The sequence below is a fragment of the Sphingopyxis sp. genome, assembly GCF_034380315.1.
Lineage (GTDB): Bacteria > Pseudomonadota > Alphaproteobacteria > Sphingomonadales > Sphingomonadaceae > Sphingopyxis.
On the sequence record NZ_JAXMPB010000001.1, the window covers coordinates 358640 to 373379 of the forward strand.

The window sequence follows — 14740 nt, forward strand, 5'->3', positions numbered from 1 at the left end:
CGGACCCTTTCGCTACGGCTCCCTATGCGCCTCCCACGCGCGCGGCTCAAGGCCCGCGACCACGCCTGCGCAAAATTATTTCAATCGCGCGTTCGCCTGTTGCACAGAAAGGCCCGCGACCACGCCTGCGCAAAATTATTTCAATCGCGCGTTCGCCTGTTGCACAGAGCGGATCAATGGGGCGATCGATCGCCTCCCGATATCGGAATAGCCTTCTTCGCAAGGCGAGCGACAAGCGCCGGATCGTCGGCCGCCTTGGCCACGATGCCGATATCGCCGCCAGGCATCGCGCGGGCGATCAGTACGACGAATTCGGCATCACCCGCATCATGTTCCAGAATGACTGCCGGGTGGGCGCCGCGCAGCGCTTCCAGCTTCGCATCATCCTTCGGCGCTGTATCGCCATCGGGTTTGCGACGCGCCCGGGCATCCTTTACCAGGCCCTTCAACCCACCGGGATAGCGGTCGAGATAGGCTGGCAGTTCACCGCGCTCCACCCCCTCTTCGCGAGCATGGCTGAGCACGCAGGCATATTCTGCCAGCCGGGTCTTGTCATATTGGGCGCCAAAGACCAGCTTGACCACCGGCGTCATCGGCGCGCGATCCTGCGCCGTCAGCCCGGCGTCCTCAAGCAGGGCCGCAAAGTCATCGGGCCGCTGCTCGGCAGCCAGCGCAAAATCCCACGCCTTGCCTACCGCATGATAAAGTGCGCTACGGCTGCGACTGTCGGCCGCCATGGCGCGTTCCGCCGTTTCGCGGGCGAGCGCCAGCCAGTCGGCAAGTTCAGCGTCGGCACCGGGTTCCGCCTGAACCCCGTCGGCAATATCAATCCCATCATCAATCCCATCCGCAATATCGCCCACCTCGGCCTCGCGGCCCGAAACGGCAAGAGCAATCGGATCGACGCGCGGGGCCGCGCCTTCGCCATCCCCCAGTCCCGCGAATCCCGGGACCGCATCCTCGTCCATATGGCCCGAGTCGGGGCCATCGGCCCACACCGGAACCGGGGCCGTCAGCGGCGGCGCACTGCGCAGCGCCTGCTCGATCGACAGCTGCAGCTCCTCTTCCTGCTCGGCCGGAACGGCTTCCTTCCAGTTGATCACGCCCATGATGAAATCGATCGTGTCATCGTCGGACGAAAAGGGCAGCAGGATACCGCGGTACATGATCGTCACACCGCGATCGTTCACAAATTCCGCTTCAAAGCCGATCGGCGCACGGTTGGCGATGATCTGAAGATAATGATCGGTGAGCCGCGACAACAGCGAACGCCCCGGTATCTGGCTGATGTAATGGACATCTTCGCCAATCTGCGATTCGGCACATAGTGTTTCGCCGATGAAGGATATGCCCGGATTTTCGACCCCTGCCGTAAAATCCAGCAGAACGGCGTGCGGACCAAAATCGGCACGATCGAGGTCGATATCCTCGACAGAGGGATAGGCCCGATCACCCAGAAGCGAGGCCCAGTAATTATAGGCCCGCACCTGCATCCGCCGCTCATCGACCCCGACGACCGGCGGCGCGTCGATCGCGCCATCGCCCTGATCGTGGCTGCCCGAAAGCAGTCCGCGCATGCTGTCCATCACCTAATCCCCAGTCGCAAACATCGGCGGTTGTTATGCATCGCCACTGGTAAAAGCGGCGTAAACGATGGCATCGATCGCACCTTCGTAGCCCAAAGCAATATCGCATCGGCGCTTTGCGAACGACGGTCGATTATCGCGATTGGTCGCTCACAATCTGGCGCACGCACGGCTCCGTTGATCATGCGGGGCCGTTAACATCCTGCTCGCCGGGCCTTTTTCTTGTCATCGAACCTGCGCCCCACTATCCCACGCGAACGTCGCCGCCGGGCTGTTCGATCAGCGCTCGTCGCCATCGAAAGCCGCTTCCACTGATCCCTGTCCCAGCCACCCCTTATACAGAATTGCTTGGAATCGGTGCGGGGCGCCGTACGCTTTCGATCGGCTTGTCATTGCTGATCACCGGCCTCTTGCTGTTCATGATCCTGAGCTTCGGCTTGGGGAAACCGACCAAGAAGCGCGACGAATTCATCACCGTCGTTAGCCTTGAGGCAGCCGGAAAGTCAGACGGATCGCCCGAACCGGACTCCCGGCAACGCGAGCAGACGCAAGAGCGGCCCGAGCCGCCACGGTCGCCTCCCCTGCCGCCGCCGCCCATCCCCTCACCGGCCGCGGAACCCAAGGCCGCGCCGTCACCGCCGCAAACGGAAATGTTGCCACCATCCCAACCAACTCCGCAGGCCGTTCTTCGCCCGTCCGATGGCCGGGTTTACGGCCCACCGAATCGCGGCGCTCCAGCCTCGAACAACACCGAGCGGGTTGGCACAGCGCCCAATGGCGAGCCGCTCTATGCCGCCGTCTGGTATCGCGAACCGAGCGACAATGAATTGCGCGGCTATCTCTCGACCGCCAACGGGCCGGGCTGGGGCTTGATCGCCTGCCGTACGGCGCCCGACTATCGCGTCGAGGATTGCGTCGCCCTCGACGAATATCCGCAAGGATCGCAGATCAACCGCGCGGTGCTGGCGGCATCCTGGCAGTTCAGGGTGCGCCCGCCACGCCGCGGCGGACGACTATTGGTGGGAAGCTGGGTCAGGATCAGGATCGATTATGGCATCAGGCGCCGTTAGGGCTTGTGGGACCGAGATAGCCATCGACCGCCTGCAGCGCTGGAAAAAGCAGATGTCGACAAAAGCAACCAAGGCCCGCCGAGGCGGCCTCAAAATCGTCTAATGTCTGACCCTGGCACCGAGGTTGGACATCAATCCCCTAAAATCTTTGAAATTAAGGGACAATGTTCAAGAGGTGGAGGCCCGAGCCGGAATCGAACCGGCGTATACGGATTTGCAGTCCGCTGCGTCACCACTCCGCCATCGGGCCTCAACGGGTGCGTTAGCGCCCCTAGCCGCCAGCGTTTCGCATTGCAATCGGCTTGTTGCACCGCGCGCCGCGCCGATCGCTGTCAGATAGGCGCAGATGCGGGCTTGGCGCTTTCTTGCGGGAAGGCTATGCGCGGCGTGGCGCGGTGATGGGCTGTATTATTATTGCAATACAGCTCCACTTGGGCTAGAGCTGCGCCCGCGATGACATGATGCCCGAGGGAATCGGAACAAGGCTGATGGCAACCAAATTGAGCGAAACCACCACCGCGGACATGCGGGCTGCGATGATCGACAGCCAGCTGCGCCCCAATGACGTGACGGATCCGGCGGTGGTCGGCGCGATGGGCGCGGTCGCGCGCGAGGCACATGTCCCGGCCGCGCTGGCCGGTGTCGCCTATATCGACCGCCCGGTCGCGCTTGGCGGCGACCGCGTGCTGAACCCGCCGCTGGTGACGGGGCGCATGCTGATTGCGGCGGATATCCGTCCTGGTACCCGCGTCCTCCTTATCGGCGCGGCTACCGGTTATACGGCGGCGCTGCTCGCCCGATTGGGTGCCGAGGTCCATGCGGTCGAGGAAAAGGCCGAATTGCTGGCGATCGCCCGTGACGCTGCCGCCGACGGCACGATTCACTGGATCGAAGGACCGCTCGCCGCGGGGGCGCCCGATGCGGCTCCCTTTGATCGCATCCTTGTCGACGGAGCCGTCGAACAGTTTCCCGACACCCTGCTTGCGCAGCTTGCCGAAGGCGGACGCCTGGTCGCGGCGCGGCGCGAGGGCAGCGTCACCCGGCTGGTCCAGGGCGTAAAGACCGGCGGCATTGTGGCGATTCGCAGCTTTGCCGACATGGACGTCGCGGCGCTGCCCGGCTTTGCCGCGCCGACCGGGTTCCGCTTCTGACCCAATCCCCCCTCCCCTTCTTGGTTTCAGGCTGGAAAGACGATGATCGAAACGCATAATAAAAAGACGATCCGCCGCAGCCGCTGGCTGGCCAGCCTTGCCCTTGGCGCGCTGGTATTGCCCGTCGCCGCACAGGCTGAAACACTGCAGGGGGCCTTGGCCAAGGCCTATGAAAACAACCCGACGCTGACCGCGGCGCGGGCCGGTCAGCGCGCCAATGACGAAAATGTCCCGATCCAGAAATCGGGCGGGCTCCCCTCGCTCGGCGCCAGTGCCGATTATGAGGAAAATCTGGTTCTGCCCGGCAATAATTTCGTCTCGCCGATGCGGTCGCTGACTCTTGGCGGGCGACTGTCGGTGCCGATTTATCAGGGCGGCGCGGTACGCAACGGAATCAGGGCGGCCAAATATCGGGTCGAGGCTGGACAGGCCGATCTGCGCGCGACCGAAGCGAGCATTTTTTCGCAGGTCGTCGGCGCCTATATGGATGTCATCCGCGATCAGGCGATCGTCCAGCTCAATCAGAATAATGTCGCGGTACTGCGCACCAATTTACAGGCGACAAGCGACCGATTCGAGATCGGCGACCTCACCCGTACCGACGTGGCGCAGTCCGAAGCACGGCTGGCGCTGGCGGAGGGGGACTTGCGCCGCGCCGAAGCCAATCTGATCGCCAGCCGCGAATCCTATGTCCGGCTGGTCGGAGAGGCGCCGAGCGATCTTCAGGCGCCGCCGCCATTGCCCAACCTGCCCACCACGCCCGAGGACGCGGTCGCAATCGCCCTTAACAACAATCCCGACATCGAATCGGCGAACCAGCTCGTCAATGCGAACCGCGCCGACATCGGTGTCGCGCGAGCGGGCCGTCTGCCCAAATTGTCGGCGACGGTCGGAGGCGGCTATGTCAACAATCTGAACTCGATTTCGAGCCAGAATGTCGCCGCGGTCAACACGACCACCAGCGCCGCCGCCGGCGTATCGGTAACATTGCCGATCTTTCAAGGCGGACGTCCGGCAGCCCAGGTTCGGCAGGCGCAGTCGCGTACCAGTCAGGCGATCGAAAATTATGTCGCGGTCGAACGCGACGTCATCGCACAGACACGCGGCGCCTATGCCGCGTGGCAAGCAAATGAACGGGTGATCGCCGCAACGCAGCAGGCGGTGAACGCCAACGCCCTGTCGCTGGAAGGCGTGCGCGCCGAAAACAGCGTCGGAACGCGGTCGATCCTCGACATATTGAATGCCGAACAGGAATATCTGAACACCCAGGTCCAGCTCGTTTCCGCGCGGCGCAACTCCTATGTGGCGGCCTTTTCGGTGCTCGCCGCCATGGGCAAGGCCGAAGCCCGCGACCTGGGGATCGAGGGCGGTCCGCTTTATGATCCCGACGTCAATTATCACCGCGTCCAGGGCCAGATCTGGGATTGGTCGGACGATCCGGCACCGCGCCAGCAGGCGACCGACACGCGAAATATCCCCGCCGCGACGGCGGATGTTCCCCCAAGCACGCCGCTGCCGCGACAATAAGGCTTGGCAATCGCGCGCCGCAGCCGGTAAGACATGGTTAACCGTCCGCAGAGCGGGCGGTGTATCCTAAGGGGGCCAATATGGGCGACATGTCGCGGGAACCGTCGATGGAAGATATTTTGTCGTCGATTCGGCGCGTGATCGCACGTGACGAGGCGCCGGGGACCAATCGGGCACCGCGCGAAGCGGCGCCGGAGGATGTTCTGGATTTGCACGAAGAGGAGCTGGCCGAATCGGCTGCCGCCGCGGTGGCGGCCGACGACGAACTGGTATCATCGGCAAGCGCCGACGCCGCCCGCCAGTCGCTCGAAGCGCTGAGCGCGGCGATCGCGCCCGCCGCCACGCCGTCGGCACCCCTTGGCGCGGCAGCCGGGCGGACGATGGAGGATGTGGTGCTCGACGCACTGCGCCCGATGCTGAAGGAATGGCTCGACACCAATCTGCCGCCGCTTGTCGAGGCGATGGTGGCCAAGGAAATCAGCCGGATCACCGGCCGCCGCCTGTAAACGCTCAAACCACCGCGCAGCGCGTCAGGTGGCCCACAATTCCAGCAGATGACGCGCAATCGCCAGCGGCGGCGGAACCATGAAGGGCGCGTCCATGTCGCCCGCCAACGCGGCGCGAACCTCGGCCTTGTCGACCCAGATCGCCGCTTCCAGTTCGGTTTCGTCGAGCGTCAATGCCGGGTCGAGCGCGCGGGCGCGGCAACCAATCATCAGCGATGACGGGAAAGGCCAGGGCTGGCTCGCCACATAGTTGACGTCGGCGACGCGAATGCCCGCCTCCTCGAACAATTCGCGCGCGACGGCTTCCTCAAGCGATTCGCCGGGTTCGACGAACCCTGCAAGCGCCGAGAAAACGGCGGGCGGGAAACCCGGCTGACGTCCGATCAGGACCCGGCCTTCATATTCGGCCAGCATGATCACGACGGGGTCGACACGCGGGAAATGTTCGGCGCGGCACGCCCCGCATTGCCGTCCCCACCCCGCCCGAAACAATTGTGTGGGCGTTCCGCAAGCAGCGCAGAAACGGTGCCGGGCATGCCAATCGACCAGACTGCGCGCGCCGCCGTAGAGCGCCAGATCCTGAGCCGATAGCAGCGGCAGCAATCGCATGACGGAACGCGAGCGGGCGTCGATGCGCTGCGCCGGATGCGGCTCGCGCACGAAATAGCCGACCCCACGCTCATCGCGACCCAACAGCATCGCCGCCCGATCATCGGTGGGGTCGAGCGCTTCCCAGCGCAGCCCCCCGCCGTCGCCAGGAACGAAATCGATGCCATCCAGCGCGAGGCAGCGCGCTCGTGGGTCGGAAAGGGCCGCAGAAAGGGCGGCGGAATCGGCGCGCCATTGATCGGCCCGGTCGAGCCACGCCCCGGTAAAGCCGAGCGGGTCGGGCATCAGCGCATCACATCCCGATAGAAAGCCTTGCCGAAATCGCGCTGAAAGGGCAGCGCCTCGGCAGGCATATATTGCGTGTAACCGCCGACGCGATAGCCGCGCGTCCGATCGACGAAACCGATCGTCCCGGCCGCACCGCCCCAACCGAACACGCCCTCCCCCGTCGCCGATCCCGCCAGCGACACGCGCCCGCCCGCGCCAAAGCCTTCTCCCTCGATGAAGGTGCCGCGGCGATCGACATCGTCGCCGAGCAGGTTCGACATGGCTAGCCGGGCGGTTTCAGGGGTCATGATCCTCACGCCTTCGGTTTCGCCCTCGCCCAGCAACATGGCCAGGAAACGGTCGTAGTCGCGCGCGCTCGACACCAGTCCGCCGCCGCCATAGGGCATGGGGGGCGGGTCGAGATAAATGGAGTTGGTCGCCGGATCGACCGGGAACAGCACCGGCCCCAGCGGGAAATAGTTGGTCGACAGACGCGCGACCGCACCCTGCGGAACGTGGAACCAGGTGCTGCCCATTCCCAACGGGGTAAAGATACGCTCCTGCAGAAAGACCTCGAACGGCTGCCCCGACGCCACCTCGATCACGCGGCCGAGCAGATCCAGGCTGAGCGAATAGCTCCACCGCGTCCCCGGTTCGTACACCAGGGGGAGTTTCGCAAGCCGGTCGGCAAAAACCTCCAGACTGGGCGCCGGGGTAATCGGCGGCAACCCGGGAATCGGCAGGCGGCTGACCTGCCCGCCGACCAGTCCGTCGCGATTATAGGCGTCGCGGATCGGTCCTTTCTGGATGATATTATAGCCCAGTCCTGCCGTATGGGTCAGCAGGTGGCGCACCGTTATGCGGGTTCGCGCCGGGCGCACGTCGGTCAGCGACCCATCGGGCGTCGCCTGGACATTCATCTTCGCAAAAGCGGGCAGGAAATCCGCGATCGGCTGGTCCAGCCGCATCCGGCCGTCCTCGATCAACAGCATGGCGGCAATGCCGGTGATCGGCTTGGTCATCGAATAGAGGCGCCACAGCGTGTCGGGCCCGACCGGCTTCGCCGAATCCATCGCCTGCGTCCCGGCGCCGAAAAAGGTCGCGCCCCCCTGTGCCTTGCCGATCGCGGCGAGCGTTCCGGCCAGTTCGCGACGGTCGACGAAACCTTTGATGAAACCATGGGTCGCGGGGTAAAGATCGGCCCCGGCATCCTTCCACGCCAGCGCCGCGCCCGGCAACAGCGACACCGCGCCGCCAAGCGCCATTCCGCCCAGCAGGGCCCGGCGGGAAACCATCATATTCATGCGTCGTCCTTCCGCATCTTGTCGGTCAGTTTGCGATAGAGCGTCGGCAACCCGGCATCGTCAAGCGCCGAGAGCGGCCACCATTCGCCTTCCCCTGCGGAATCCCCGGCATCTTTTCGCACCAGACTCAGCGTCAGGTCGAAATGGGTAAAGCTGTGGTCGACACTGACCGTACCCGATTCGGCGGGTGGCGCATCTTCCCACGCACCGCCGGGCAACGCCCGCATTCCTCCCAGCATTCCCTTGTCGGGGCGGCGCACGAGCCACAAGGCACCATCGCGCTCGATCCAGTAAGCCACGCCATGACGATGCGGCTTCGCCTTTTTCGGCGGCTTGACGGGAATCCGCTCAAGGTCGGCACGCGTCCGTCCCCGGCAGTCGCTCATCAATGGACAAAGCGCACAAGCTGGCGTGCGCGGCGTACAGATGGTCGCCCCCAGATCCATCAACGCCTGCGCGAAGTCGCCGGGCCGCTCGACCGGGACAAGCGGCGCCAGCGCGGCGCGGATCGCCTTTTTCGCAGCAGGCAACGGGATTTCGATCAGGCGATGGCGCGCGATCACGCGCTCGATATTGGCATCGACAACCGTTGCGACCCGGCCAAAGGCGATCGCCGCGACCGCCGCCGCCGTATAATCGCCGACCCCGGGCAGGGTACGCAGCCCCGCCTCATCGTCGGGAAAACACCCGCCATAATGGTCCGCCACCATGCGGGCGCACGCGAGCAGATTGCGCGCCCGTGCGTAATAACCAAGCCCCGCCCACGCTGCCATGACATCGGCGTCCGCGGCGGCGGCGAGCGCCTCGACCGTCGGCCAGCGTTCGACGAAGCGCTGAAAATAGCCCGCTACGGCAGCAACGGTCGTTTGCTGGAGCATGATCTCCGCCAACCAGACGCGATAGGGATCGGGAATGGCCACGCTGCCCGGCGGCACCCGCCACGGCAGGACGCGCGCGGCGCGATCGTACCAGCCGAGCAGGCGGGACGCAAAATCGGCAGCGGGGTCGGACGGCTGGACGCTCACCCCCCGCCTATGGCATGACGCCCGCCATGACGAAAGCAGCGAGCGGCGATGGACCGGGCAAAAAGCCCAGGACAGGAAAGGCCGCACCAAAGGACGGGCCAAAGGAGCGCAAGGCTGCCAAGTCCGCCGCGCGCCCTTATGAGCGACCGCGCGGCGGCGAAGCGCGCGCGATCGCCGATCTGGTGCCGGGAATCGGCCGCACGGCATTTCGCAAATTCGGCTTTATCCAAAGCTCGGTCGTCAGCCGCTGGCGCGAGATCGTCGGGCCCCGGCTCGCCGACGTGACCCAGCCCGCGATGATCCGCTTTCCAGCCGGCGCCAAGGCCGGGGGAACTCTGCACCTGACGATCAGCGGCGCGCACGCCCCGATGCTCCAGCATGTCGCGCCCGATATCATAGAGGCGGTCAACCGCTTCTTCGGCTATGCGGCCATCGCGCACGTCCGCATGACCCACGGCCATGTCACCCCGGCCCCTGCCGTCCAGCCTCCCGCGATGCTGAAGCCCGTGCCCGAGGAACTGGGCGACAGCCTGCGCGACATTGGCGATCCCGAGCTTCGTACGGTGCTCGAACGCATGGCCGCCGGGCTCGCCACCACCCCCAAGCTGCCCCGGATCAGTTGACGAAAGTGACCTTCATGCCCGCTGCCCTGCCCCGCCGCGTCGCCATTGCCGCCCTGTCGGCCGGTGCGCTGACGCTGCTCGCCGCCGCCGCCCCATGGTCGACAATGATTTCGACCAGCGCGATCGGTGCGCATGTCGTCGGCAACCCGGCCGCGAAGGTCCGGTTGATCGAATATTACAGCTATACGTGCAGCCATTGCGCGCATTTCGCCGCACTCGCGGCGGCGCCGCTGAAAAGCCAATATGTCGACAAGGGGCTGGTTGTCGTCGAATACCGCAATCTGGTCCGCGACCCGGTCGACATGACAGCGGCCCTGCTCGCCCGCTGCGGCGGCGAAAGGGCGTTCATGGGCAACCATCAGGCGATCTTCGCCGCGCAGCCGTCCTGGCTCGGCAAGGTGCAAAAGGCGAGCGAAGCGCAAATGCAGAGCTGGTATGAAGGCAGCGTGGGCGAACGCGCGCACAAGATCGCAAATGACACCGGCCTTGCGGCGCTGATGCACGGGCGCGGCTACAGCCCGGCGCAACTCAACGCCTGCCTCAACAGCGAGGTGGCACAGGCTGAACTGACGGCCATGACCAACATCGGCCAAAATGCCGACCGCGTCCGGGCGACACCGACCTTCTTCATCAACGGCCGCCAGACCGACGCCAACCAGTGGCCCGCACTGAAAACGCCGCTCGACCTTGCGCTCAAGGGCTCCTAAAAGCCCATCGACGGCCATTTTTCGGAGAGACACAGACCATGACCCCTTCGCTGCGTATCGCCCTTTTGTCTTCGCTCGGCGCGCTGGCCCTTGCCGGTTGCGGCGGTGGCACTGCCGATCCGGCCAAGGAACAGGATGTGATCGTAAAGGTCACGGCGCCCGCTGGCAAAAGCTGGTCGGAAACGGTCGCGGCCACTGCTGATGGCGGCGTCGTGATGGGCAACCCCGAAGCGCCGATCAAAGTGGTCGAATTCGCTTCGTTGACCTGTTCGCACTGCGCCGACTTTTCAAAGGATGGGATCGAGGAACTGAAGCGCGACTTCATCGACACCGGCCGCGTCAGCCTGGAAGTGCGCAATTTCATCCGCGACCCGCTCGACGCTTCGGCTGCCGCTGTCGTGCATTGCGCGCCGGTGGAGCGCTATTTCCCGCTGCTGGAAAACGCCTTTGCCTCGCAGGCCGAACTCTTCGCGGGGGCGCAGGGCAACCCCGAGGGCGGTGAGGCCGCGATGAAACTGCCGCCAGCGCAGCGTTTTCCGGCGCTGGCAAAAGCCTGGAAGCTCGACCAGTTCTTCCAGGCACGCGGCATGACCGCCGATCAGGTCAACGCCTGCCTCGCCAATGTCGACAACATCTCGAAACTGGAACAGACCACCAACGCCGCGATCGAGAAACACAAGATTGCAGGCACGCCCAGCTTCCTGATCAACGGCCAGCTTGCCGAAGGCATTGCGAGCTGGGGCCCGCTGCGCGATCGTCTGCGTGCCATGGGGGCCCGCTGACCCGCGCTTGGACGCATGGGGGTGGGACAGCCTACCCCCTTGCGACTCCTCCCATGGCGCGGCATGACTGATCCATGGGGGATATGTGACAAGCAGGTTGCAGCCTTTGCCGACCGATTCGCTGCGCGGGGATAGTCCGTGCAGATAAAAAGGCTGCGCCTGACCGGCTTTAAATCCTTCGTCGAACCGACCGAACTGCGCATCGAGCCTGGGCTGACCGGGGTTGTCGGGCCCAATGGCTGCGGCAAGTCCAACCTGCTGGAAGCCATCCGCTGGGTCATGGGCGAATCAAGCCCGAAATCGATGCGCGGCGGCGGCATGGAAGATGTCATCTTCGCCGGAACGACAACGCGCCCTTCGCGCGATTTTGCAGAGGTCGCAATCCATTGCGACACCGAAGGGTCGCTGGTCGCCGGCCTGTCCGACGCCGCCGACGGGCATGAGCTGGAGATCATCCGCCGCATCGAACGCGGCGCCGGCAGCGCCTATCGCGCCAACGGCCGCGACGTGCGCGCCAAGGATGTCGCACTGATCTTTGCCGACGCCGCGACCGGCGCCCACAGCCCGGCCTTGGTCAGCCAGGGCAAAATTGCCAATGTCATCGCCGCCAAGCCGACCGACCGCCGCGCGATGCTGGAAGAAGCCGCGGGGATTGCCGGGCTGCACGTCCGCCGCAAGGATGCCGAGCAAAAGCTGCGCGCCACCGAAACAAACCTCGCGCGCCTCTCTGAAATCGTCGCGGATATGGAGCTGCGCGCCAATTCGCTGCGCCGTCAGGCCCGCGCGGCCGAAAAATACAAAAAGCTGAGCGACGACATCCGCATCGCCGAAGGGAGGCTGATCTATGCCCGCTGGCGCGATGCCGCCGCCGCCGCCGATCAGGCGCGGCGCGACGCGGACGCCGCCGAAGCCGCGGTCAAAACCGCGCAGGGCGAGCTGGAAACCATTTCCAGGGCGCAGGCAGAAGTCGCAACGCGGGTGGCATCGGCGCGTGCCGACGCGCAGACACAGCGCGATGCCCTGGCCGAAGCGACCGCGACGCAGGTGCGCCTGCAGGGTGAGGAGCGCGCGGCGCGCCAGCGGCTCGAAGACCTCGCGGCGCAGCAGCAACGGCTCGCCGACGACCGGGCGCGCGAAGGCGAATTTGCACGCGAGGCGCATGGAGCGCTGACCGCGCTCGACGAAGAGGGCAAGGCGCTGGCGCGTGACATCGCTGCGCATGGCACCAGCCGCACCGCGCTGGTCGAGGCCGATCAGGGCGCACAAGCCCGGCTGCGCGATGCCGAGGTAGCGCTCGCACAGGCGCGCGCGCGCGCGGCGAGTGAAGCCGCCGACCGCCGCATCGCGGTGTCGGCGCGCGATGCGGCCGAAGCGATGGTGCGGCGTATCACCGGCGAACAGACTCGTGTCGAGGCCGAGGTGGCAGTGTTGGGTGACGGCGACGCACTCGCCGCCGCCCAGCGCGACAGCCTCGCCGCCGCAGCGGAGGCCGAAGCGGCGATCGGAACCGCCGAAAACGCGTTGCAGGAAGCCGAAGCCGATCGCGAGGCCGCCGCCGGTGCGGTGACCGAAGTCGAAACCAGCCTCTCCGACGCACGCGCTGCCCTTGCCGCACTCGAAAGCGAAATGGCGACGCTTGAACGCGCACTCGCCGCGGCGCGCAGCGATGCCAATCCCCTGCTCGATCAGTTGCGCGTCGAGCCCGGCTATGAGGCCGCGCTGGCCGCTGCCCTGGGCGACGATCTCGACGCGGGGACCGACGCGGCTGCCGCGCGCAGTTGGGGTAGCGCGGAAGCACAAAAGGGCGACCCAGACCTGCCTGTCGGTACCCGCGCGCTGGCCGCGGTCGTCCGGGCTCCCACCCTGCTCGCACGGCGTCTCGCGCAGATTGCCGTCGCAGACCGCGACGACGGCATGATGCTCGCCGTCGGGCAGCGGCTGGTGACAATCGATGGGGTGATGCGACGCTGGGACGGTTTTGTCGCCCGCGGCGACGGCGCGACCGCGACCGAAAGATTGGTGCGACAGAATCGACTGGACGCGCTGACCGCGCAGCGCCCCGATGCCGAAGTGACCATGCGAAAGGCAACAAACCGGCGCGATGCGGCGGTGGCGACGCTGGCCGAGGGCAGCGAGGCGGTAGCGCGTGCGCGCAAAGCGCTGTCAGAGGCCGATGAAACACGGCGGAATGCGCTACGCTCGGTCGATCAGGCACAGGCGGCACTTGACCGCCACCGCGACGCCACCGCGCTGTTCGAACGGCGGCGGCAAGAAATCGCCGCAGCAGCAGCCGAGGCCACCGAAACGCTCGCCGCGCAGCAGGCGGCACTCGACGCGCTGCCCGACGATAGCATCGCCCGCGCTGCGCTGGACGCCGAAGAAACCGCCGCCGATCGCGCGCGCAGCGATGCCGGCTCGGCGCGCGAGGCCCTCGCCGCGCACGACCGCAGACTCGCCGCGCTCAGCGAGCGGCAGGCGGTGGTCAGCGCCGAGATCAAGAGCTGGAAGGCGCGCGCGGGCGAAGCGGCCCGCCGTGTCACCGAGATGGACAAGCGCGCCGACGCACTCGCCGCCGAAGCCGCGAAGCTTGCCGATATTCCCGACCGGCTGGCACGCGAACGCGCCGCGGCCGAAACACGGCAGGCCGAACTGCGCGACAAGGTCGCCGCCGCCGAAACGCAGGAGCGCGAAGCCGAAGCCGCGCTGCGCGAAGCCGAAACTGCGCTCACCGCGATCCGCGAGCGCGTCGCAGCCGCGCGCGAAACCCGCGCGGGCGCCCTCGCGCGCTCCGAAAATGCCGAACTGCGCCGCATCGAAATGGGCCGTCTGTCGGGCGAGCGTTTCGAATGCCCGCCGCCCTTGCTGCCACAAAAGGCCGGTTTCGAAAGCGCCGACGTCGGCGAGGCAAGCGCCGAATCGGCCCAGCACGACCGGCTGATCGCCGACCGCGAGCGGCTGGGCCCGGTCAATCTGGTCGCCGCCGACGAACTCGCCGAACTCGATACCGAGCGCACCAAAAATGCGGCGGAGATCGAGGAGCTGCAACAGGCGGTGAACCGCCTGCGCGGCTCGATCGGCAATCTGAACCGCGAGGGCCGGGTCCGCCTGCTCGCCGCGTTCGAGACGGTAAACGGCCATTTCCAGCGCCTGTTCACCACCTTGTTCAACGGCGGCCAGGCGCATCTCGAACTCATCGATTCGGACGATCCGCTCGAAGCGGGCCTCGAAATCATGGCGCAGCCGCCGGGCAAGAGGTTGGGAACGCTGACGCTCTTGTCGGGGGGTGAACAGGCGCTGACCGCCGTGGCGCTGATCTTTGGCCTGTTCCTAACCAACCCGGCGCCGATCTGTGTCCTCGACGAAGTCGACGCCCCGCTCGACGATGCGAATATCGAACGCTTCTGCGATCTGCTCGATCGGATGAGCCGCGAAACCGCCACCCGCTATCTGATCGTCACCCACAATGCGGTGACGATGGCGCGCATGCACCGCCTGTTCGGGGTGACGATGATCGAAAGGGGGGTCAGCCGCCTCGTCTCGGTCGATCTCGGCGGTGCCGAGGAACTGCTCGCGGCGGAATGAG

12 protein-coding genes and 1 tRNA gene are annotated in these 14740 nt (G+C 66.0%); 8 read left to right on the plus strand and 5 right to left on the minus strand.

Translation table 11 applies throughout. The annotated features are described in order from the left end of the window. Positions 1-173: 173 nt before the first annotated feature. Positions 174-1586: a hypothetical protein gene (locus U0S50_RS01855; protein WP_322307043.1), complete on the minus strand. Its 1413-nt coding sequence runs from the start codon at positions 1584-1586 to the stop codon at positions 174-176. Between the two features lie 650 nt (positions 1587-2236). On the opposite strand from U0S50_RS01855, the gene U0S50_RS01860 reads away from it, so the two are divergent. Beyond that, positions 2237-2656 (plus strand): hypothetical protein, encoded by a 420-nt coding sequence (locus tag U0S50_RS01860; protein ID WP_322307044.1) that lies wholly within the window; start codon positions 2237-2239, stop codon positions 2654-2656. Between the two features lie 176 nt (positions 2657-2832). Here the strand turns inward: U0S50_RS01860 and U0S50_RS01865 are convergent. Next, positions 2833-2906, minus strand: a tRNA-Cys gene (locus U0S50_RS01865). Between the two features lie 238 nt (positions 2907-3144). On the opposite strand from U0S50_RS01865, the gene U0S50_RS01870 reads away from it, so the two are divergent. The 3 genes from U0S50_RS01870 to U0S50_RS01880 all read left to right on the plus strand — a co-directional run bounded on the left by U0S50_RS01870 (position 3145) and on the right by U0S50_RS01880 (position 5840). Beyond that, positions 3145-3807: a protein-L-isoaspartate O-methyltransferase gene (locus U0S50_RS01870; protein WP_322307045.1), complete on the plus strand. Its 663-nt coding sequence runs from the start codon at positions 3145-3147 to the stop codon at positions 3805-3807. Between the two features lie 42 nt (positions 3808-3849). After that, positions 3850-5334 carry a TolC family outer membrane protein gene (locus tag U0S50_RS01875; protein WP_322307046.1) on the plus strand — a complete coding sequence of 495 codons (1485 nt, stop codon included), beginning with the start codon at positions 3850-3852 and terminating at the stop codon, positions 5332-5334. Positions 5335-5414: 80 nt separating this feature from the next. Beyond that, the gene (locus U0S50_RS01880) at positions 5415-5840 is read left to right on the plus strand and encodes a DUF2497 domain-containing protein (protein ID WP_322307047.1); all 426 of its coding nucleotides are present in this window, start codon (positions 5415-5417) and stop codon (positions 5838-5840) included. Between the two features lie 24 nt (positions 5841-5864). On the opposite strand, the gene nudC is transcribed toward U0S50_RS01880, so the two are convergent. From nudC to U0S50_RS01895, 3 genes are read right to left on the minus strand one after another with little or no spacing between them, the layout of a single operon-like run. Then, positions 5865-6734, minus strand: coding sequence for an NAD(+) diphosphatase (gene nudC / locus U0S50_RS01885; protein WP_322307048.1), 870 nt, complete (start codon positions 6732-6734; stop codon positions 5865-5867). Further along, on the minus strand, positions 6734-8020 hold the full coding sequence (locus U0S50_RS01890; protein WP_322307049.1) for a serine hydrolase domain-containing protein: 1287 nt from the start codon (positions 8018-8020) through the stop codon (positions 6734-6736). The genes nudC and U0S50_RS01890 overlap by 1 nt, the downstream gene beginning before the upstream one ends. Further along, complete coding sequence (locus U0S50_RS01895) at positions 8017-9045, minus strand: A/G-specific adenine glycosylase (RefSeq protein WP_322307050.1); 1029 nt, start codon at positions 9043-9045, stop codon at positions 8017-8019. The genes U0S50_RS01890 and U0S50_RS01895 overlap by 4 nt, the downstream gene beginning before the upstream one ends. Positions 9046-9071: 26 nt before the next feature. On the opposite strand from U0S50_RS01895, the gene U0S50_RS01900 reads away from it, so the two are divergent. The 4 genes from U0S50_RS01900 (at position 9072) to smc (ending at position 14739) form a co-directional block, all read left to right on the plus strand. Continuing rightward, a complete protein-coding gene (locus U0S50_RS01900) occupies positions 9072-9668 on the plus strand; it encodes a DUF721 domain-containing protein (RefSeq protein WP_322307051.1) in 597 nt (198 codons plus the stop codon). Between the two features lie 14 nt (positions 9669-9682). Continuing rightward, positions 9683-10375: a DsbA family protein gene (locus U0S50_RS01905; protein WP_322307052.1), complete on the plus strand. Its 693-nt coding sequence runs from the start codon at positions 9683-9685 to the stop codon at positions 10373-10375. 38 nt (positions 10376-10413) lie between these two features. Beyond that, a complete protein-coding gene (locus U0S50_RS01910; RefSeq protein WP_322307053.1) occupies positions 10414-11157 on the plus strand; it encodes a thioredoxin domain-containing protein in 744 nt (247 codons plus the stop codon). Positions 11158-11295: 138 nt separating this feature from the next. Next, positions 11296-14739, plus strand: coding sequence for a chromosome segregation protein SMC (smc, locus tag U0S50_RS01915; protein WP_322307054.1), 3444 nt, complete (start codon positions 11296-11298; stop codon positions 14737-14739). Position 14740 lies beyond the last annotated feature (1 nt).